Origin of the sequence: Roseateles aquatilis, assembly GCF_002205645.1 — a bacterium.
GTDB lineage: Bacteria > Pseudomonadota > Gammaproteobacteria > Burkholderiales > Burkholderiaceae_C > Roseateles > Roseateles aquatilis.
On sequence record NZ_NIOF01000006.1, the window covers coordinates 102664 to 122478 of the forward strand.

Sequence of the window (19815 nt, forward strand, 5' to 3'; positions counted from 1 at the left end):
GGTCCGGCGGTAGGGCCATGACGCCGCCCCCCCCCGCGTTCCGCGACGGCGGTTGGCGTCCTTCCATACCAAAAACGTCTCGGACTCTACGGATTAGTGTATTTGACGCTATGGAGGCGGGTCACTAAGGTCCGGCCCGGATACCGAAGAACGATCCGGGAACGATCCCGAGACGATCCAACAACAACCAGACGGAGACAACGTTTGAACACGAAAAACATCCCCAGGTCCGCCCTGAAGGTCCATCCCATCGCGCGTGGCACCGCGCTGGCGGCGCTGGCCACATCGGCCATCGCGCTCGCGCCGGCCGCGCTGGCGCAAGGCAAGGAAAGCGGCAGCGGCGTGCAGGTCTTCGGCCTGCTCGACATCGGCGTGCAGGCGCTCAAGGCCAGCGGCACCGACACCCGCTACTTCGTCAACAGCGACGGCAACACCTCCAGCCGCTTCGGCGTGCGCGGCACCGAGGACCTGGGCGGCGGCCTCAAGGTGGGCTTCTGGCTGGAGTCCGCCGTGTCGGTCGATGACGGTACCAGCGGCGCCACCAGCACCAACAACAAGGACTCGGTCAGCGGCGGCCTCACCTGGGGCCGTCGCGCCACGGTACAGGTCTCGGGCGATTGGGGCGAGTTGCGGCTGGGCCGCGACTACGTGCCGTCCTTCGGCAACCTGACGACGTCCATGCATCCGTTCGGGACCAACGGCGTGGGCAGCTCCGGGCTGATGTTCTATCCGGTGCCCGCCAACGGCACGACGGCGCGCACCAACGTGCGGGCGTCCAACTCGATCGGCTACTTCACGCCGTCGGGCATCAACGGCTTCTACGGCCACGTGATGGTGGCGCTGGGCGAGCAGGGCCCCGGCCCGACGCGCAAGGACGGCGACCTGCAGGGCGTGCGGGTGGGCTGGCGCAACGAGGTGTTCAACACCTCGGCGGCGATCTCCCGCACGCGCTACGCCACCGGCAACTACACGCAGAGCAATGTCGGCGCGACCTACCAGTGGGGCCCCGCCAAGCTGATGGCGCTGTGGGGCCGCAACGAGGTGGGCATCACCAGCACGACGGCGACGATGCTGGGCACCCAGTACCAGCTCGGCCCGGGAGAGCTGCGTTTCGCCTACACCTGGCTGAAGGCGAAGAACATCGCCAGCGATGCCACCCACATCGCGCTGGGCTACGTGTACGACCTCTCCAAGCGCACGGCGCTGTACGGCAACATCGCCCGCATCGACAACAAGGGCCCGGCGATGCGCTTCAACGTCGGCCTGGCGGCGACGGTGCCCGGCGGCAACAGCGGAGGCGTCGAGACCGGCGTGCGTCACAGCTTCTGATCCGTCCGGGGAGGGCGCGCCCGGGCGCGCGCTCCCGACGGCCTCCCTCGAAGCGCGCCTTGCGCGCCTCGGCTCAATGATCCAGCAACGAAGGACCCTGATCATGTCGATCTCCGAGTCATTCACCCCCCGTCGGACCTCGTCCGTGTCCACCCTCCCGCCCTTGTCCCGCCGCGCGCGCCTGCTCGCCGCCACCGCGCTGGCCGTTGCCGCGCTGGCGCCGCTGGCGGCGCGCGCCGAGGCGACCAAGATCCTGTTCGTCGGCAACAGCTACACCTTTGGCCGCGTCGATCCGGTGATGAGCTACAACGCCGCCAACATCCATGACCTGACGGCCGGCATGTACGCCGCCAACCCGAGCGGCGCCAACAGCTTCGAGCCCCATCCGTGGGGCGGCGTGGCCGGCATCTTCAAGCAGTTCACCGTCGAGGCGGGCCTGGACTACGACGTGTCCATGTCCGCGCGCAACGCGGCCTCGCTGCGCGGCCATTTCCTCAACACCAACACGGCGGGCTGGGATCTGCGCGGCAACATCGGCTCGCAGGCGTGGGACAAGGTGGTGCTGCAGGAGCAGAGCGACGAGCCGCTGACCAAGCAGCCGGGGCTGGCGTCCAACCCGGCCTACTTCAGCACCTACACCAACCTGATCGAGAACTGGATCCATCAGGGCAACGCGCTGAGCTACCGCGAGCGCGACCTGATCGGCGGCAGCAACGCGGCCTGCGCGGCGATCACCGGCGCGTCGACGGGGACTTGCGGCACGCTGCGCAACATCGCGGCCAACAGCAACGCCAACGCGGCGGCGGACGTGTACCTGTACCAGACCTGGGCACGGCCCAACCTGGTCAACGCGCCCAGCACCACGGTCACCGACGACAACACCGGCGCCGTCACGCCGACCGGTCAGCCGGCGCAGTCGTTCTACACCAGCCTGCAGGCCATGACCGCGGACCTGAAGCAGGCCTACGCGAACGCGGCGGCGCTGGCGGGGGCCGACGGCTCGGGCGGCATCAAGGGCGTGGCGCCGGTGGGCGAGGCCTTCATGCGCGCGATCTCGGAAGGCGTCGCGACGCCCGACATGTACGCGTCGACCGCGGCGACCGACGGCCTGCTGGACCTGTGGTTCGACGACGGCACGCATGCGAGCAAGTACGGCTCCTACCTGAGCGCGTTGACGCTGTTCGGCACGATCACGGGGCTGGATCCGGCCAGCCTCGGGCTGAACGAGATCGCCGCGCGCGATCTGGGCATCAGCGCGCGCGACGCGTTGCTGCTGCAGCGTGTCGCCAGCGATCAACTGGGTTTCGCGGCGGTGCCGGAGCCGGGGTCGTTCGCGCTGGCCGGGCTGGGGATTGGATTGCTGGCGCTGCGGCGCCGGCGCAAGGTTGGCAACGCAGTGCAGGGCGCGCGTTTCGCGGCGGCCTGACGGGAAACTTCGGAGGAAGATCAGGATGACGAGCTACGGCAAGGGCAACAACGGCGCGCGCGCGCGCGGATCGCTGGCCGCGTTGGCCGCATGGATGCTGCTGGCGGCGACGCCGCTGATGGCCAAGACACCGACCGCCGACGCCGCGGCGGGCGCGGTCGAGACCGGACCGACCGAGACGGCGTGCCCCAGCGGGGTCGGTGACGGCACCAAGTGCCTGGCCGGCCGCGACAGCGCGGGCTCGCTCTACCTGATCGCCATGCCCAGGCAGTGGAACGGCGACCTGGTGGTGCACGCGCACGGTGGGCCGTTCCTCGGCGCGCCGACGGCCAAGCGTGTCGCGGAGGACCTGGAGCGCTGGTCCATCATGCCCAGGCTGGGATATGCCTGGGCGGCATCGAGCTACCGGCAGGGCGGTGTCGCGGTCACCGCCGCGGCCGAGGACACCGACCGACTGCGCCAGATCTTCATCGACAAGGTCGCCAAGCCCAAGCACGTCTACCTGCACGGCCAGTCCTGGGGCGCGAGCGTGGCGGCCAAGGGCGCGGAGCTCTTCACCCGCGGCAAGCCCTATGACGCGGTGCTGCTGACCTCCGGGGTGCTGGGCGGCGGCACGCGCAGCTACGACTTCCGGCTCGACCTGCGCGTCGTCTACCAGTACCTGTGCCACAACCATCCGCTGCCGACCGAGCCGCAGTACCCGCTGAACATCGGCCTTCCGCCGGATTCGAAGCTGACGCAGCACGAGCTGGCCCGGCGCGTCGACGACTGCCTGGGCCTGAACAAGCCGGCGGCGGAACGCACGCCGGAGCAGGCCCGCAAGGTGAAGACGATCGTCGACGTGGTGCACATCCAGGAGCGCAGCATCCTGCCGCATCTGAACTGGGCGACGTGGCACTTCCAGGACATCGCGCAGAAGCGCACCGGCGGGGTCAGCCCGTTCGGCAACATCGGCGCGGTGTATGCCGGGTCCTCGGACGACGCCGCGCTCAATGCCGGCGTGCTGCGCTACGCGGCCGATCCGAAGGCGGTGGCCACGCTGTCCGCCGACGCGGACCTGACAGGCCGGATTCCGGTGCCGGTGCTGACGGTGCACGCGATCCACGATCCCACCGCGATGGTGGAGCTGCAGGACAGTTTCGGCCGCACGATGGCCGCGGCGGGGCGCGGCGACGCGCTGGTGCAGACCTTCACCGGGGACAAGGACCACAGCTACCTCAGCGACCCGACCTACGCGGCGCTGCTGGAGGCGCTGTCGGCATGGACCACGCAAGGCCGCAAGCCGACGCCGGAAGGCATCGCGGCGGGCTGTGAGAAGGCCAGGGCGACGCTGGGGTCGACATGCCGCTTCGAGCCGGCGTATCAGCCCAAGCCGCTGGACACGCGGGTGCCGGCGCGCGAGCGGCCGTGACGGGCATCAGTCCCGATCCGATCCCTCACCCGGCGCGACCACCAGGCGCGAGGCGCCGGGTTGGATGTATTGGAGCAGCCGGCATTTGTCCGGCGCCGGGTCGCAGTAGCGGACCGCGATGAGGCCCGTGCGGCCGCGTGCGGGGTGCATGACCAGTTGCCTTTCATGGGCCCCATGCGAGCTGAGGACGGCCTTGATGAAGGCCGTCGGCACGGTGGGCAGCCGGTCGGCGATCCAGTCCTGCGTGTCCTGCCATGAGGGCTCCAGCAACCATTGGCTGAAGACAAGGGCGCCGGGACCGAGCGTGATGGTGGCGTCGCCATGAAGCACTGGCGCGCGAGCCGTGAGCGCCAGATATGCGCAAGCGGCGGCGCACGCGCCGTGGACTTCGACCTGTCGGAATGCGAATGCGCCACGCAGAACGAATCTCGCGTGCAATGGGTTGCCGCCGCGCAGGTCCCGCAGGTGGATCGTTTCGATCGAGGTATTGGCGTGAAGTACCTTCTCAATACGTTCGATATCCATGATCGAAAGAGAGCCATTCTCGATCCACAGATGATTGTCAGCGGTTCGGTGGGAAATAGTGGCGCCGAAACAAATCGACGGCAGTAATGCCAGGGATGTGAGCAGGCGATTCAGCATGAACACGGGGATCCAGTGGGAATGGATTGGGCGGAACCGCAGATGACAGCTCCGCCTTCTAGCGCCCAGCCGGTTGGTTACCCTCCATAGAACCGGTTGACGATTCGGCCGGCAGAATCAGCGACCAGATGCATGGCACCCGCTGAGAGACCATTGAACACCATCAATGGCACGGCCCCGCCGCATCGATTGAGCATCTGGTTCGCCCAGGAGCGATAGGTGGCTTCCGCGAACACGCTCTTGAAGTGTTGCTCAGCTCCAGGAATCGATTCGCCCCAGCTGTTGTAACCAGGCTTCCTCGTAATGGCCGCGTCGCCGCCCGATACCATGGCGATTTCCTCTTTCGTCAATTCACGAATCATGATTTGCTCCAGGCAGTTTTCTGAATCCCTTGTTGTGAGAGATTGGCGCGGTGCGATCTACGAAGCTAGTTTGATCGGATTCGAAAATGCCTTCCATTAGGGTTAATTTTCTGAAATTGATGGCGCTTGGTTTATTTGCATATGGGTTGCGGTCTGACATGCCTTGGAATTGCTAGGAGGCTAATCAGCAATGCTGGAAGGCGCCATAGAAACCAAGGGAAAACGATCAGGCTAGACGAGCCAGGAAAATAGTCCGGGCGGAACACTGCGGCCAGTCGGGTTGGAACAGATTGGCCAGCCATAACGACGCGAGGCACCTCCCGGCGCCTCGCTCAGATCAATCGTTGTCCGCAGGCCAGTGCGCGGACGCGCCCCGCATCACTCGATCGACAACACCGTCACCGACTTTGCCGGCAAGGTCAAGGTCCGGCCCAGCGTGCGGCGTTCGCCGGTGATCACGTCGGTGGCGGTCTCGCCGCCGCGCAGCATCTCGGGGAAACGGTCGAGCGCCAGTTCCTGCGGTTCGCGACCCTTGTGCAGCACCAGCATCAGCCGGCGCCCCCGCAGGCCCTTCGCGGCGTCGTAGCGGAACAGCACATAGCTGTTGGCCATCGGCGCGTACTGCATCAGCGCGCCGCCATGCACCAGCGGCTCCGACTTGCGCCAGTTCAGCAGCCGCTTCAGGAACGCCTGCGCGTCGCGCTGGCGTTCGCTCAGGCCCGCGCCGGTGAAGGCGTTCACCGTGTCGCCCGGCCAGCCGCCGGGGAAGTCTGCCCGCACCACGCCGTCGTCGCGGTGCCGCGGACTGGTCATGAGGATCTCGGTCCCGTAGAAGAACTGCGGGATGCGGCGCACGAACGACAGGTACGCCCACGCCATGCGGGTCAGGTCGACGTCCTCGTGCAGCGCGCTATAGAGGCGCGGCGTGTCGTGGTTGCCCTCGAAGAGCACCAGGTTGCCGGCGTCCGGGTAGACGAAGTCGTGCGCCAACGCCTCGTAGATGCGGGTGAAGCCGCCGTCGTGGCTGTCCGCCTGGTTCAGGCCGGCCAGCAGCGCCTCCTGCAGCGGGAAGTCCATCAGGCTGGGCAGCGATGAGACGTAGCCGTCGTGATTGACCTTGCCCGCCTGCCAGTACGACACCACCGCCGGATGCGGGCTCCATTCCTCGCCGACGATGTTGAGCCGGGGGTACTCGTCCTTGAGGCGCCGGGACCAGGCCGCCAGGAAGTCCTTGTCGGAGTAGCTGTAGGTGTCGGTCCGCACGCCCGCGAGGCCGGCGCGCTCGATCCACCACAGGCTCATCTGCGTCAGGTAGGTGGCCACCAGCGGCTGGCGCTGGTTGAGGTCGGGCATGCCGGGGCTGAACCAGCCGTCGCTGAAGCGCTTGCGGTCGCTGGGCGCCGCATAGGGGTCCTGCAGCGTCATGCGCGCGTGATGCGTCTCGGTGTACTGCGGCCAGACGTTGATCCAGTCCGTTGTCGGCAGGTCCGCCATCCACCAGTGATGCACGCCGATGTGGTTCAGCACGATGTCCTGGATCAGGCCGATGCCGCGGCGCCTGGCTTCCAGGCTCAGGGCGACGTAATCGGCATTGCTGCCGAAGCGCGGATCGGTCTTGTAGAAGTCGGTCGCGCCGTAACCGTGGTAGCTCCACTTCGGGCTGTTGTTCTCCGACAGCGGCGTCGGCCACAGCATCGTGAAGCCCATGGCCGCGATGTAGTCCAGGTGCGCGGTCAGGCCGGCCAGATCGCCGCCATGGCGGCCGCCCGGATCGTCGCGGCGCACGCCTTCCGCCATGCCCGCCACCTGGTCGTTGCGCGGGTCGCCGTTGGCGAAGCGGTCTGGCACCACCAGGTAGATCGCGTCCTTGGGGCCGAAGCTCTCGCGCTGCGCCGAGCCGGCCGCGCGGGCCTGCAACGGGTAGGGGTGCTCCAGGACGACCTGCCCGTCGCGCTTCAGTCGCAGCGTCAGCGTGCCGGGCCGCGCGCCGGCGTCGATGCGCAAGTCGAGGAACAGGTAGTTGGGGCTGTCGCCGCGCCGCGCGCCGGTCAGCGTCACGCCGGGCATGGGTGCGATCTCGGCCTGCAGCGCGCCGATGCCGGCGCCGTGCAGCATCAGCTGCAGCTCGGGACGGGCCATGCCCACCCACCAGTCCGGCGGCTCGACGTGATCGAGCACCACCGGGGCGGGAGCCTGGACGGAAGCGACGGACGTCGCGGCGACGGCGGCCGGGTTCTGGGTCATGGCAAGGCAACTCAGGGCAAGAGGAACAAGGGCGGCGCGAGCGCGGCGCAAGGCGTGGCGGGCGAGGGCGGCGCGGGACACGCGCAGCGCATGGCGGGCGAGGGTGGAGGGATCGATGACAGCGCGCATCATGACCTCGCTCAGCGTACGCGGAAAACCTGCACCGACAGTGGCTCGGTGCTCAGCGTGACCGGACCGCGGGCGCCGGCGGGGGACGAATGCGGTGCATCGCCGGACCGCGCGGGGTACAGCGCTTCGAGTGTCGACTTCGCGGGCACCGTGGGCAATGTGACCAGCGCGGCTTCCTGACCGTAGTTGATGACGATGAGCACGCGCTGGCCCCGGTAGGCGCGCTGGAAGCTCAGCACCCGGCCCTGCGCCAGCGGGGCTTCGTAGCTGCCGCGAGCGATCGCCGGCTGGCCGTTGCGCAGCGCCAGCATCGCCTTGTAGAAGTTCAGCAGCGAGCCCGGGTCGGCCGCCTGCGCCCGCGCGTTGTGCGTCGAGGCGTTCGGCGACACCGGCCGGAACGGCTGGCCCGGCGTGAAGCCGCGCGCATCGTCCGTCCAGCTCATCGGCGCGCGCAGCGGCTCGTCGCCCGGCAGGCCGGCGACGCCGGCCTGACCGATCTCCTCGCCGTAATAGATGAAGGGCGTGCCCGGCAGCAGCAGGTAGGTGGCGGCAGCCAGCTTGTAGCGCGCCTCGTCGCCGCCGAACTGGTCCCACGCGCGCAGGCCCGCGAAGATGTCGTGGTTGCTGAGCATCGTCGCCATGGTCAGCGGCGCCTGGGTGAAGAAGTCCGCGACCTTGGCCACCGCCTCGGGCGCGCCGTCGCCGCCCTTGGCCGCGTCGATCACGGCGCGCTCCAGCCCGAAGGCGAAGGCGCTGCCGCAGATGTCGTCCCGCGTGTAGACGCGCGGCTCGGCGGTGGCCTCGCAGACCACGAAACGATGCGGATACCGCTTGATCTGACGCGTGAACCAGCCGGTCAGCGCGCGGCTCTCGGGCTGGTCGTTCCAGTCCTGGGCGCTGTTCTCGATCAGGTGCGGCACGGCGTCGAGCCGGAAGCCGTCCAGCCCGCGGTTGAGCCAGAAGCGCAGGCTGTCCGCGTGGTACTTCACCACCGCCGGATTGCGCATGTTGAAGTCAGGCATGTGCGGGCCGAAGACCGCGAAGTAACGCGGCGTGCCGGCCGGCGCGTCGGGTTTGGGCGGGGCGCTGGCGGCGTCGCCGACGCGCGCTTCCTCGCCGGGCAGGTACCAGGGCTGGTGACCCCAGATGTCCCAGTCCTTGAGCTCCCCCAGCGAGGCCGTGGACCACACGAACCAGTCGCGCCACGGGCTCCCGGGATCGGCCGCGGCGGACTGGAACAACGCATGTTCCCGCGCGCTGTGGTTGAGCACGTAGTCCATCACCACGCCGATGCCGCGCCGGTGGGCCTCGCGGATCAGCGCGTCGAAGTCGGCCAGCGTGCCGTATCGCGGATCGATCGCGCGGTAGTCGGTGGTGGCGTAACCATGGTCGTGATCGGCGCTGGCGGTGATCGGCATCAGCCAGATGCCCTTGATGCCCAGGTCCCTCAGGTAGTCCAGCCGGCCGATCAGGCCGCGCAGGTCGCCCACGCCGTCACCGTCGCTGTCCTGGTAGCCGCGCACGAAGACCTCGATGAACGCGCCGTGCTGCCAGCCCTCGGGCAGGGCGCTCCTGCCGCGGACCTCCTTCACCGGCGACAGGTCGACCGGCGCCGGCGGCGCGGCCAGCGCCGGCAGCAGGGCGGCGATCAGGCCGAGCGAGGACAGCACGGTCGCCATCGGGGCGGTGGTCGGGGCGCGCTTCATGCGGCGGTCTCCATGTCTTGTTGTTTGTAGCAAAAGTACGGAATGAGTCGTCGCTCGATCGTCGTTGAAGGCGTCGCGCGGACTGCACGAATCGGCTGAGTCCCTGACTTCGATGAACCGACAGGCGCGGCGCAGCATAGAAGGATTGGGGAATGAAGGGAAGTCCTGATCGTTCGTGGATGTAGTTTTGCTACTATCGTTGAAGGCCCAGCCGGGCCGAAGAACAACATGCCCGATGGAGACCCGATGGGATCGCGACCGCCTTCGTTCCGCACCTTGCCGCGCCTGGCGGCGCTGACGCTCGCAGGAGGCGTCGTGATGTGGGCGGGACTGCCGATCACGGCGGCGCGGGCCGCGGACCGCGCGCCACGGGACGACACGCTGGCTGCCTGCCAAGCCGATCTGGCGACGCCGTTGTCGTCCCTGTCCCCGAGCCTCGCGAAACCCGACGCGGCACCACAGCCCGTGTGGCTCGATGCCCGCCGGCTGCGTTGGCCGGGGCTGACGCTGGCGGCGGGGCAGGTGGTGCGATGGCATCACTCGGCGCAGGGCGGGTTGCGGATCGTGGACGGGCGTCTCGGCGGCGCGGATCGCAGCGTCGCGCTGATGCCGACGAGCGAGCCGCTCACGGCCGGGCTGGTCGCGCAGGGCGCCTATCTCGGCGAAGGCGCGGATCTGGCGTTGCCCGCGTCGACCACGGCGACCCCCTCGTCCGACGGTGCCGTCGACCGGAACACGCTGCGGACGCTGCATCGTGGCCAGTCGCTGCTGACCGTCGAGGATGCCGACGGCCGCGTGCTGCGCTGGAGCTCGATGCAGACGGCTCGCGCGCTCGATGAGCTTTACGGGGACGCGGAGAAGGAGCAGGCGCTCGGCGTGTCCGTGACGCGGCAGGGCGCGGCCTTCAAGCTGTGGGCGCCGACGGCCGATCGGGTGGCGCTCTGCGTCTACGGCGGCCCGACGAAGGCGGCCCGGTCGCGCGTGCCGCTCGCCCGGGACGACCGCACCGGCATCTGGTCCACCGCCACGCCGGAGGTGCGTCATGGCGAGTACTACCGCTACCTCGTCGACGTCTTCGTGCCCGGCCTGGGCCGCGTGCGCAACCTGGTCACGGACCCCTATTCGGTGAGCCTGTCGGCCGACTCGGCGCGCAGCTACGTCGCCGACCTGGCCGACCCGCGCCTGCAGCCGCGCGGCTGGACCCGCAGCCGCATCCCCGACCGGGTGAAGACGCCGACCGACATGGTCGTCTACGAGCTGCACGTGCGCGACTTCTCGCTGCAGGACCGCACCGTGCCGGCGCCGATGCGAGGCAAGTACGTGGCGTTCACGCAGGCGGGATCGCAGGGCATGCGGCATCTGCGCGCGCTGAGCGAGGCGGGGCTGACCGACGTGCACCTGCTGCCGATCTTCGACCTCGCCACCGTGCCCGAGCGCGGCTGCGTCGTACCCAAGGTGCCGGACGCCCCGCCCGACAGCGAGGCGCAGCAGGCCGCGGTGACGGCTGTCGCCGACAAGGACTGCTTCAACTGGGGCTACGACCCTTATCACTACAGCGCGCCGGAAGGCAGCTTCGCGACCGATGCCGTCAACGGCGACGTGCGGGTGCGCGAGCTGCGCGCCATGGTGATGGCCCTGCACGCCGCCGGGCTGCGCGTGGGCATGGACGTGGTCTACAACCACACCACCGCCTCGGGCCAGCACCCGCATTCGGTGCTGGACCGCATCGTGCCCGGCTACTACCAGCGGCTGGACGCGCTGGGCCGCGTCGAGCGCTCGACCTGCTGCGACAACACCGCCACCGAGCACCGGATGATGGGCAAGCTGCTGGTCGACTCGGTGGTGCTGTGGGCGCGCGAGTACAAGATCGTCTCCTTCCGCTTCGACCTGATGGGCCATCAGCCGCGCGCGGTGATGGAGACGTTGCAGACGCGCCTGAAGCGCGAGTTGGGCCGCGACGTGCAACTGATCGGCGAGGGCTGGAACTTCGGCGAGGTGGCAGACGGCAGGCGCTTCGTGCAGGCCTCGCAGCTGTCGCTGAACGGCACGGCCATCGGCACCTTCAGCGACCGCGGCCGCGACGCGGTGCGCGGCGGCGCGGCGGGCGACGATGCCGCGACCTCGATGCGGCACCCCGGGTTCCTGATCCCCGCGCCGCCCGGCGACGCGGCGCGGCGCGCCGAGTGGCTGCGGCAGGGCGATCTGCTGAAGCTGGGCCTGGCCGGGACGCTGCGCGGCTTCGAGCTGGAGACCGCCGACGGCCGGCGCCTCACCGGCGAGCGCATGCGCTACGGCGACCAGCCCGCCGGCTACGCATCGATGCCGGCGGAGGTGGTGAACTACGTCGAGAACCACGACAACCAGACGCTGTTCGACGCGCTCGTGCTGAAGCTGCCGCGCTCGACCAGCGCCGAGGAGCGCGCCCGCGCGCAGGCGGTGGCGCTGGGCATCAATGCGCTGAGCCAGGGCGTGGCCTACTTCCATGCGGGCGGCGAGCTGCTGCGCTCCAAGTCGATGGATCGCAACAGCTACGACTCGGGGGACTGGTTCAACCGGCTCGACTGGAGCGGCCGGGACAACGGCTTCGGCGCCGGCCTGCCGCCCAGGCGCGACAACGGCGGCGACTACGCGCTGCTGCGCCCGCTGCTGGCCGACGCGGGCATCAAGCCCGGCCCGGCGCAGATCGACTGGACGCGCCGGGTGTTCCTCGACCTGCTGCGCATCCGCGCCAGCACGCCGCTGCTGCGGCTTGCCGACGCGGGTGAGGTGAGCCGCCGGCTGCGCTTCTACAACACCGGTCCGACGCAGCAACCGGGGCTGATCGCCGGACGGCTGGACGGCGCCGGCCGCGCGGACGCCGGCTTCGAGCGCGTCCTGTACCTGATCAACGCCGGCGACGCGCCGGCCCGTCTGACACTGCCCGAGGAGGCCGGCCACGCCTGGCGCCTGCATCCGGTGCAACGCGCCGAGTCGGCGGCCGACCAGCGCGTCCGGGAGGGCGCATCCGCGGACGGCGCCGCCGGACGCTTCGAGGTGCCGGCGCGCGGCGTCGCGGTGTTCGTCGTCGAGCGCTGAGACCGGGCGGGGCGCGCGGCCCGGCGTCCTTCGACGGCGGCCCGGCTGGGCGCCGCGGCCTTCGTCGGAGGCCGGGGTCGTCCTCGCCGTGACGGCGTTCGCGCCGTGCAAGCCCCCGTCCGTCGCGCGGTTGTGCGCGGCGTGGCGGGCAGGGCTAGCATCCCGTTCAGCGCCCCCGTCGAGGTCGCACTGGAGATGAACATGGATGCTTCCGTCGTTGCCTCTGCCGCGTCGTCCAGGACGCACCCCGTGGACCGGTCGCCGCAGGCGGCTCCGCTTCGATCGCGGTGCCGAGCGCCGGATGAGGCAGGGGGCGGCGACGGGGGGGCGAGCAAGGCGGCGTCGGGCGCGGCGCGGCGTTCGCCGCGGGCCTGGGCGGCCTCGCTGGTGCTGGGCGCCGTCGCGGCATTGACCGGCTGCGCGACGGTCTACCAGGCCACGCCCGCCGAGCAGGCCGCGCTGATCCATGACGATCGCTTCCAGCCGGTGCGCGACGTGATCGATCCCGATCAGGTGATGGCCATCACGCCGCAGATGCGGGAGTTCATCCGCACGCGCGTGCCGCGCAACAGCGGCATCACCGACATCCGCGACGCTCGCAATCAGCTGCTGGACGCGCTCTACACGCATGGCGAGCTGCAACTCGAATACGACGCCGAGGAGACGCGCACCGCCGCCCAGGCCTTCGATGCCAAGGCCGGCAACTGCCTGTCGCTGGCGATGATGACGGCGGTCTTCGCGCGCGAACTGGGCCTGCCGGTGACCTTCCGGCAGATCTACGACGAGGAGCAGTGGAGCCGCGTCGGCGACCTGCAGGTCGTGTCAGGGCACGTCAACATCGCGCTCGGCCGGCGCCAGACCGATTACCGCGTGCTGGGCGACGAGGGGGCGTCGCTGGTCGTGGACTTCCTGCCCGGCGCGAAGATCAGCACCCAGCGCGCGATCCCGCTGGAGGAGCGCACCATCGTCGCGATGTACATGAACAACCGCGCCGCCGAGTTGATGAGCCAGGCCCAGCTCGACCGCGCCTACTGGTGGGCGCGCGCCGCATGGCTGCACGAGCCGCGGTTGCTCGCCTCGCTCAACACGCTGGGCGTGATTTACCGCCGCCATGGCGACACCGCCCTGGCCGAGCGCGCCTTCCGCGCCGTGCTGCAGCACGAGCCGGCCAACCAGCAGGCGATGTCCAACCTGGCGCAGGCGCTGCGGTTCTCCGGCAACGTCGCCGAGGCCAGGCAGTGGGAGGAGAAGCTGGCGCAGATCCAGCCCTACCCGCCGTTCAAGTTCTACGACATGGGCATCCTGGCGATGAAGGCCGGTGACTACGCGAAGGCCCGCGAGCTCTTCGCCAAGGAGATCGACCGCTCGGCCTACTACCACGAGTTCCATTTCTGGATGGCGATGGCCAACCTGGGCCTGGGCCGGTGGGACGACGTGCGGACCGAGCTGACCAAGGCGGAGGAGTTCAGCACCACGGCGAAGCAGCGCCAGCTCTACACCGCCAAGCTCGACACGTTGCGGGCGAAGATGCTGCGCGCGAAGACCGTGGTGCAGTGAGGCGGCAGGCCCCGTCGGCCGTGGCGCCGGTCCGCTGGATCCGCCCGGTGGGCGGGGTCAGTTGGTCGCGGACGGGCTGATCAGCGAGCCGCTGCCCGGCGAGTCGTCGGGCAACGCCGGCTCGCGCACCACGGTGACGGTGCAGGCGCATTGCGTCACCACCTGCGCCGACACGCTGCCCAGGTAACGCCGCAGCGCCGAGCTGGCGCGCGCGCCCATCACGACGTGGTCGACGCCGGTCTTGGCGGCGAACTCGATCAGCGCATCGGCCGCGTCCGGCGCCTCCAGCACGTGGAAGGTCAGCCGGCCGTCCTCCAGCGCCAGCTCGCGCGTCATCGGATGGGCCCAGTTCTTCAGCGCGATCAGTTGCTGTACGTGATGGCTGCGGCCCTGCGCGTCGGTGAGCTCGTCCATGCCGATGCGCGCCGTCTTCATGACGCTGACGCAGGCCAGCCGCGCGCCGGGCTCGGTCTGCATCAGGCGCCGCACCACTTCGCGCAGTTCCTCCAGCAGCACCGGCGTGGCGCCCTGCACGTCGACGGCCGCCATGATGACCGGGCTGCGCGCCACCTGCGCGCCGACCGAGGCCGGGGCCTGCGGCTCCTCGCCCATCGCCAGGAACCAGCGCTTGAAGCGCCGGATCAGGCCGCTGCGCTGCAGCTTGTGGGCGCGCGCCGTGAGCGGCACGGCGTCGGGCCGCTGCAGGTCCAGCGCGAGCTGCGTGGCGCTCTGGTAGCGGCGCTCGGCGTGCACCTCCAGGCAGTGCAGCACGATTTCCTGGAACCAGGGCGGCAGCTCGGGCCGGATCGCGCGCGGCGGGATCGGGTCGATGTAGAGCCGGCGGCGCAGTTGCCGCACCGAGCTCGGCTGGCCGAAGGGCCGCTCGCCGGTGGACAGGTGATACAGCATCACGCCCAGCGCGAAGAGGTCGCTGCGCGGATCGTTGCGGACGAACTGCACCTGCTCCGGCGACATGTAGGGCCCGGTGCCCATGGGCAGCGAGAACTCCTCCTCCAGCAGGTCCGGTAGGAAGTCGTGGCGCGACAGGCCGAAGTCCACCAGCACCACCGTGCCGTCCGGCCGCAGCAGGATGTTGCTGGGCTTGATGTCGAGGTGGACCAGGTGCTGGCGATGCAGGTCGGTCAGCGCGTGCGCGACGTGGATGCCGATCTCCACCACCTCCACCAGCGGCAGCGGCGCCTGGTCCAGGCGCGGGCGAAGGCTGTCGCCCTCGATGCGCTCCATGACGATGTAGGCTTGCCGGCGCCAGTCCCCGCGCGCGACGAAACGCGGCACGTGCGGACCCTTGAGCGCCGGCATGATCATCTGCTCGACCTCGAAGCCGACGATGCTGGCCGGATCCTCGCCGCCCTTGATGCGTGGCACCTTCATGATCAGCGGGAAGTCTTCGCCGGGCAGCGGCGCCTCGCGCCGCACCTGCCAGAGGTTGGCCATGCCGCCCTGGTGCAGGCGGGCCTCCAGCACGAAGCCGTCCAGCACCTGGCCCGGCTGCAGTGGCGTGGGGACGGGCGTCGGCGCGGGCGTCGGCGTGTCGCTCATCGGCCGGCGACCAGTCGGGTGGCCAGGCGCTCCGCCAGCGCGGGCGGCAGGCCGGGCGCGGCGCGCAGCGCGGCGGCGGCGGCCTCGACGTCGTAGGGGACGCGCTGGAAGGTGAGCTCCTCGCTGTCGTGGTCGAAGATCGCGTAGGCGGCGGCCGGGTTGCCGTCGCGCGGCTGGCCGCAGGCGCCCGGGATCACCAGCCACTGGCGGTTGGGCAGCAGCGGGATGGGCATGCCCGGCTGCGGCTTGAAGTCGCCCGCCTTGCCGGTGCCCGACAGGTGATAGAGCATCGGCTCGTGCATGTGGCCGCAGAAGGTGTAGCGGCATTCGGTCGCGTGCAGGCTGCGCATCGCCTCCAGCCGGCCCTGCACGTAGGCGAAGCCGGACGGGTCGAAGGCGTTGGCGTGCACGTACAGGCAGTCCTCGTCCTCCTCCGACATCGGCAGCGACGCGAGGAAACGCAACTGGTCCTCGCTCAGGCGCGAGCGCGTCCACTCGATGGCGGCGCGCGCGTCCTCGTTCATGCCGGCGCGCGGCCCTTGCGACACGCCCAGGTCGTGGTTGCCGGCCACCACGGTGGCGCCCTCCGCGCGCAGCGCGCGCACCTGGTCGACGACCCAGCCCGGATCGCTGCCGTAGCCGACGTAATCCCCCAGGAGCGCGAAGTGCCCCGCGCCCTGTCGCCGGGCGTGGTCCAGCACGGTGGCGAAGGCCTGGCGGTTGGCGTGGAGGTCGGAGATCAATGCGGTTTTCATCAGACGGCAAGGATGCCACGCGCGGCTGACGCGCCGCTGAGCGGGGACATCCCTCCCTTCGAATGGGTGGAGACAGGGCTTACGCGCTGCGAATCGTCTTGGGCCTTTGCTAATCTGGGTGGCGAACGGGACGTCAGGCAGATGCCGCGCGACGCGTGGTGGCGGTCGGCAGTCCTGCATGGGAGCGACATGACGATGAAGTCAGCGGAAATCGATCCGCCCGGCGGGCAACGCGCCGGGCACCGTCTGCGGGCAGACGGCGGTCGGGCAGGCGCGCATGCGGCGCCGGAGCGCGCGCGTCGGCGCGTCGGCCTGCTGCTGGCGGTCGGCCTGGCGCTGGGCGCGGGCCTTGCGCGGGCGGACTGCTCCCGGCCGCTGCGGGTGCCGGTGTCGCCGATCGGCATGAGCGTCGTGGCGTCCGGCGGCGAGGTGGCCGGCGTCTACCCGGACGTGCTGCGCAAGATCACGTCGGAGACCGGCTGTGAATTCGAGATCGTCGTCGTGCCTCGCGCGCGTCTGGAGGCGATGTTCAGCGGCGGCACTGCCGACCTGCTGGTGCCGGCCACGCGCACGGCGACGCGGGACCTGCGCGGCGAGTTCGTGCCGATGATGCGGGTGCGGCCGATGTTGATCTCGCTGGCCTCGGATCGCGCGCCCATCGAAAGCCTGGCGGACCTGGCCGAGCGCCGCGAGCTGCGCGTGGCGCTGGTCCGGGGCTTCGACTACGGCGAGGGCTACCAGCAGTTGATCCACAAGCTGCGCGCGCAGAAGCGCCTGATGATGGAGGCGGACGCCGCCTCGGTCGCCCGCGCGCTGGACCGCAGCCTGGCCGACGTGACGCTGATGGCGCCGTCGATCTTCACCGGCACGCTGCTGCAGGACTCGAAGACCCGGGGCCTGGTGGAGCGACTGCGCTTCGAATCGATCGCCGAGCTGGGCTGGAGCGAGAGCGGCGTCTACCTGTCGCGCCATCTGCCCGCCAAGGATCGCGAGGTGCTGCTGGATGCGCTCGAGCGCAGCGCGAAGTCGGGCGCGGTCTGGAAGTCGGTGCAGCGGCATTACCCGGCGGGATCCTTCGAGGAAGGACTGAAGCCGCTGGTGATGCCGAAGTAGGGCGAGGCCGGATGAAACAAGGCCCGCGCGAGGCGGGCCTTGTCGCTGGAGATCGGGGCCGGGCCTCAGCCGATCCGGCCCAGCAGCAGGTACTCCATCAGCGCCTTTTGCACGTGCATGCGGTTCTCGGCCTCGTCCCAGACCACCGACTGCGGTCCGTCGATGACGTCGGCGGCGACTTCCTCGCCGCGGTGCGCGGGCAGGCAGTGCATGAACAGCGCGTCCGGCTTGGCCATCGCCATCATGCCGGCGTCGACGCACCAGTCCGCGAACGCGGCGCGGCGCGCCTCGTTCTCGGCCTCGTAGCCCATGCTGGTCCAGACGTCGGTCGTGACCAGGTCGGCGCCGCGGCAGGCTTCCTTCGGGTCCTTGAAGACCTTGTAGCAGCCGGTGTCCTTGATGCCGGCCACGGCCGGGTCGACCTCATAGCCGCTGGGCGTGCTGACGTGCACGGTGAAGCCCAGGATCTCCGCCGCCTGCAGCCAGGTGTTGGCCATGTTGTTGCCGTCCCCGACCCAGGCCACCACGCGTCCCTTCAGGCAGTCCATGTCGATCGCGCCGCGTCGGTCCATGCCGCGCTGCTCGATGAACGTGAACAGGTCCGCCAGGATCTGGCACGGGTGGTACTCGTTGGTCAGGCCGTTGATCACCGGCACCCTCGAGTGCGCCGCGAAGCGCTCGATCTTGGTCTGCTCGAAGGTCCGGATCATGACGATGTCGACCATGCGGCTGATCACCCGGGCGCTGTCCTCGATCGGCTCGGCGCGGCCCAGCTGGCTGTCGCCGGTGGTCAGGTGGACCACCGAGCCGCCCATCTGGTACATGCCCGCCTCGAAGCTGACCCGCGTGCGGGTGCTGGCCTTCTCGAAGATCATCGCCAGCGTGCGGTCCGCCAGCGGCTGGTAGCGCTCGTAGTTCTTGAAGCGCCGCTTGATGATCGAGGCGCGGTCGAACAGGTGGCCGTATTCCTCGGCGCGCAGGTCCTTGAACTGCAGGTAGTGACGCATCAGGCTGTCCCCCGGCTTCATGGCTGGGGCGTGGCCAGGAACGCCTTGATCAGCGGCACCAGGCGGGCGGCGATCTCGTCGGCCTCGGCGCGCGTCAGGATCAGCGCCGGCAGCAGGCGGACCACCGAGTCGGCGGTGACGCTGATCAGCAGCCCGGCGTCCAGCGCCTGGCCCAGCAGCGCGCCGCAGGGGCGGTCCAGCTGGATGCCGATCATCAGGCCGAAGCCGCGCACTTCCAAGAAGCCGGGCACGCCCGCCAGGCCTTGCTCCAGCGCCGTCTTCAGCGCCGCGCCGATCTGCGAGGCGTTGGCCAGCAGGCCGTCGGCCTCCATCACCGCCAGCGTCTCCACGCCGGCGCGCATCGCCAGCGGATTGCCGCCGAAGGTGGTGCCGTGGTTGCCCGGGCCCATCACCTTGGCCGCGCGCGGGCCGCAGACCACCGCGCCGATCGGCACGCCCGAGCCCAGGCCCTTGGCCAGCGGCATCACGTCCGGCACGATGCCGGCCCACTGGTGCGCGAACCACTTGCCGGTGCGGCCGATGCCGCACTGCACTTCGTCCAGCATCAACAGCAGGTCGTGCTGGTCGCACAGGCGGCGCAGGCCCTGCAGGAATTCCAGCCGCGCGGGGTTGATGCCGCCCTCGCCCTGGATGGTCTCCAGGAAGATCGCGGTGGTGTTGGGGTTCGCCTGGATCGCCTGCTCGATCGCGGGCAGGTCGTTCAGCGGCACGCGCACGAAGCCCGGCACCAGCGGACCGAAACCGGCCTGCACCTTGGGGTTGCCGGTGGCCGACAGCGTCGCGATCGAGCGGCCGTGGAAGGCCTTCTCGAACACGATCACCGCCGGGTTGTCGTTGCCGCGGTCATGGCCGAACTTGCGCGCGATCTTCAGCGCCGCCTCGTTGGCTTCCAGGCCGGAGTTGCAGAAGAACGCGTTGGTCAGGCCCGACAGCTCGCAGAGCTTGGCGGCCAGCGCCTCCTGCAGCGGGACGTGGTAGTAGTTGCTGGTGTGGATCAGCTTGCCCACCTGGTCCCGCAGCGCCGCCACCAGCCGGGGGTGGTTGTGCCCCAGCGTGTTGACGGCGATCCCGGAGAGCGCGTCCAGGTATCGTCGGCCGGCCGTGTCCCACACCCAGGCGCCTTCGCCGTGCGACAACGCGATCGGCAGGCGGCCATAGGTTTGCATCACATGGGGTTCGGTGGGGGCGGCGAACGAGGAGTCCGGGGCGTTCATCAAGTCTCCAGAACAAGGGAGGAGGTGGGGATATGCGGCATCGGCCGCGGCGGGAAACTCCGGGCGGCGAGGGCGGGCCGCGAGGCCGGCGCCGGGTCGCCGTGAGCGGCCGATTCTACGGGTCGACCCTGTCGCGCGAGGAGATTCCTCCTGGACAGCGAGGCCAGGCCTGCTGACCAACGGGCGAGGAGAAGCCCCCGTGTGCTGCGGCGCAACACATCCAGGGCACAATAGCGGTTTTGCCTGCTGCGGTTGTCTCCCCAT

14 protein-coding genes are annotated in these 19815 nt (G+C 69.9%); 6 read left to right on the top strand and 8 right to left on the bottom strand.

Features of this window, described 5'->3' with window-relative positions; translation table 11 throughout:
* Positions 1-204: 204 nt before the first annotated feature.
* The 3 genes from CDN99_RS14730 (at position 205) to CDN99_RS14740 (ending at position 4166) form a co-directional block, all read left to right on the top strand.
* Positions 205-1329, top strand: a complete 1125-nt coding sequence (locus tag CDN99_RS14730) for a porin (RefSeq protein ID WP_158218848.1) — start codon at positions 205-207, stop codon at positions 1327-1329.
* Positions 1330-1474: 145 nt separating this feature from the next.
* Positions 1475-2755 (top strand): PEP-CTERM sorting domain-containing protein, encoded by a 1281-nt coding sequence (locus tag CDN99_RS14735; RefSeq protein ID WP_141100789.1) that lies wholly within the window; start codon positions 1475-1477, stop codon positions 2753-2755.
* Between the two features lie 94 nt (positions 2756-2849).
* Positions 2850-4166, top strand: a complete 1317-nt coding sequence (locus CDN99_RS14740; RefSeq protein ID WP_375134447.1) for a hypothetical protein — start codon at positions 2850-2852, stop codon at positions 4164-4166.
* A 6-nt stretch (positions 4167-4172) separates the two neighbouring features.
* Here the strand turns inward: CDN99_RS14740 and CDN99_RS14745 are convergent, their stop codons facing one another.
* The 4 genes from CDN99_RS14745 to CDN99_RS14755 form a co-directional block, all read right to left on the bottom strand.
* Entirely contained in the window at positions 4173-4808 is a 636-nt protein-coding gene (locus CDN99_RS14745; RefSeq protein ID WP_141100790.1) for a hypothetical protein, read from the bottom strand.
* 77 nt (positions 4809-4885) lie between these two features.
* Positions 4886-5170, bottom strand: a complete 285-nt coding sequence (locus CDN99_RS28245) for a hypothetical protein (RefSeq protein ID WP_141100791.1) — start codon at positions 5168-5170, stop codon at positions 4886-4888.
* Between the two features lie 378 nt (positions 5171-5548).
* Positions 5549-7414, bottom strand: coding sequence for a glycoside hydrolase family 13 protein (locus CDN99_RS14750; protein ID WP_088385622.1), 1866 nt, complete (start codon positions 7412-7414; stop codon positions 5549-5551).
* 140 nt (positions 7415-7554) lie between these two features.
* Positions 7555-9249 carry an alpha-amylase family glycosyl hydrolase gene (locus CDN99_RS14755; protein ID WP_141100792.1) on the bottom strand — a complete coding sequence of 565 codons (1695 nt, stop codon included), beginning with the start codon at positions 9247-9249 and terminating at the stop codon, positions 7555-7557.
* 246 nt (positions 9250-9495) lie between these two features.
* Here CDN99_RS14755 and pulA point away from each other — a divergent pair, with 246 nt between their 5' ends.
* Positions 9496-12324, top strand: coding sequence for a pullulanase-type alpha-1,6-glucosidase (gene pulA, locus CDN99_RS14760; protein ID WP_088385624.1), 2829 nt, complete (start codon positions 9496-9498; stop codon positions 12322-12324).
* Positions 12325-12711: 387 nt separating this feature from the next.
* A complete protein-coding gene (locus tag CDN99_RS14765) occupies positions 12712-13881 on the top strand; it encodes a tetratricopeptide repeat protein (RefSeq protein WP_088385625.1) in 1170 nt (389 codons plus the stop codon).
* Positions 13882-13938: 57 nt separating this feature from the next.
* Here the strand turns inward: CDN99_RS14765 and CDN99_RS14770 are convergent, their stop codons facing one another.
* Together CDN99_RS14770 and CDN99_RS14775 are read right to left on the bottom strand one after the other, a co-directional pair.
* Positions 13939-15441, bottom strand: a complete 1503-nt coding sequence (locus CDN99_RS14770; protein ID WP_088385626.1) for a serine/threonine protein kinase — start codon at positions 15439-15441, stop codon at positions 13939-13941.
* Entirely contained in the window at positions 15438-16196 is a 759-nt protein-coding gene (locus CDN99_RS14775) for a metallophosphoesterase family protein (RefSeq protein ID WP_088385627.1), read from the bottom strand. Before CDN99_RS14775 ends, CDN99_RS14770 begins: the two co-directional genes overlap by 4 nt.
* Before the next feature lie 195 nt (positions 16197-16391).
* Between CDN99_RS14775 and CDN99_RS14780 the strand changes: the two genes are divergently transcribed.
* Positions 16392-17309: a substrate-binding periplasmic protein gene (locus CDN99_RS14780; RefSeq protein ID WP_088385856.1), complete on the top strand. Its 918-nt coding sequence runs from the start codon at positions 16392-16394 to the stop codon at positions 17307-17309.
* 65 nt (positions 17310-17374) lie between these two features.
* Here the strand turns inward: CDN99_RS14780 and argF are convergent, their stop codons facing one another.
* Positions 17375-18337: an ornithine carbamoyltransferase gene (argF, locus tag CDN99_RS14785; protein ID WP_088385628.1), complete on the bottom strand. Its 963-nt coding sequence runs from the start codon at positions 18335-18337 to the stop codon at positions 17375-17377.
* The gene (locus tag CDN99_RS14790; protein WP_088385629.1) at positions 18334-19551 is read right to left on the bottom strand and encodes an aspartate aminotransferase family protein; all 1218 of its coding nucleotides are present in this window, start codon (positions 19549-19551) and stop codon (positions 18334-18336) included. Before CDN99_RS14790 ends, argF begins: the two co-directional genes overlap by 4 nt.
* Between the last annotated feature and the right edge of the window lie 264 nt (positions 19552-19815).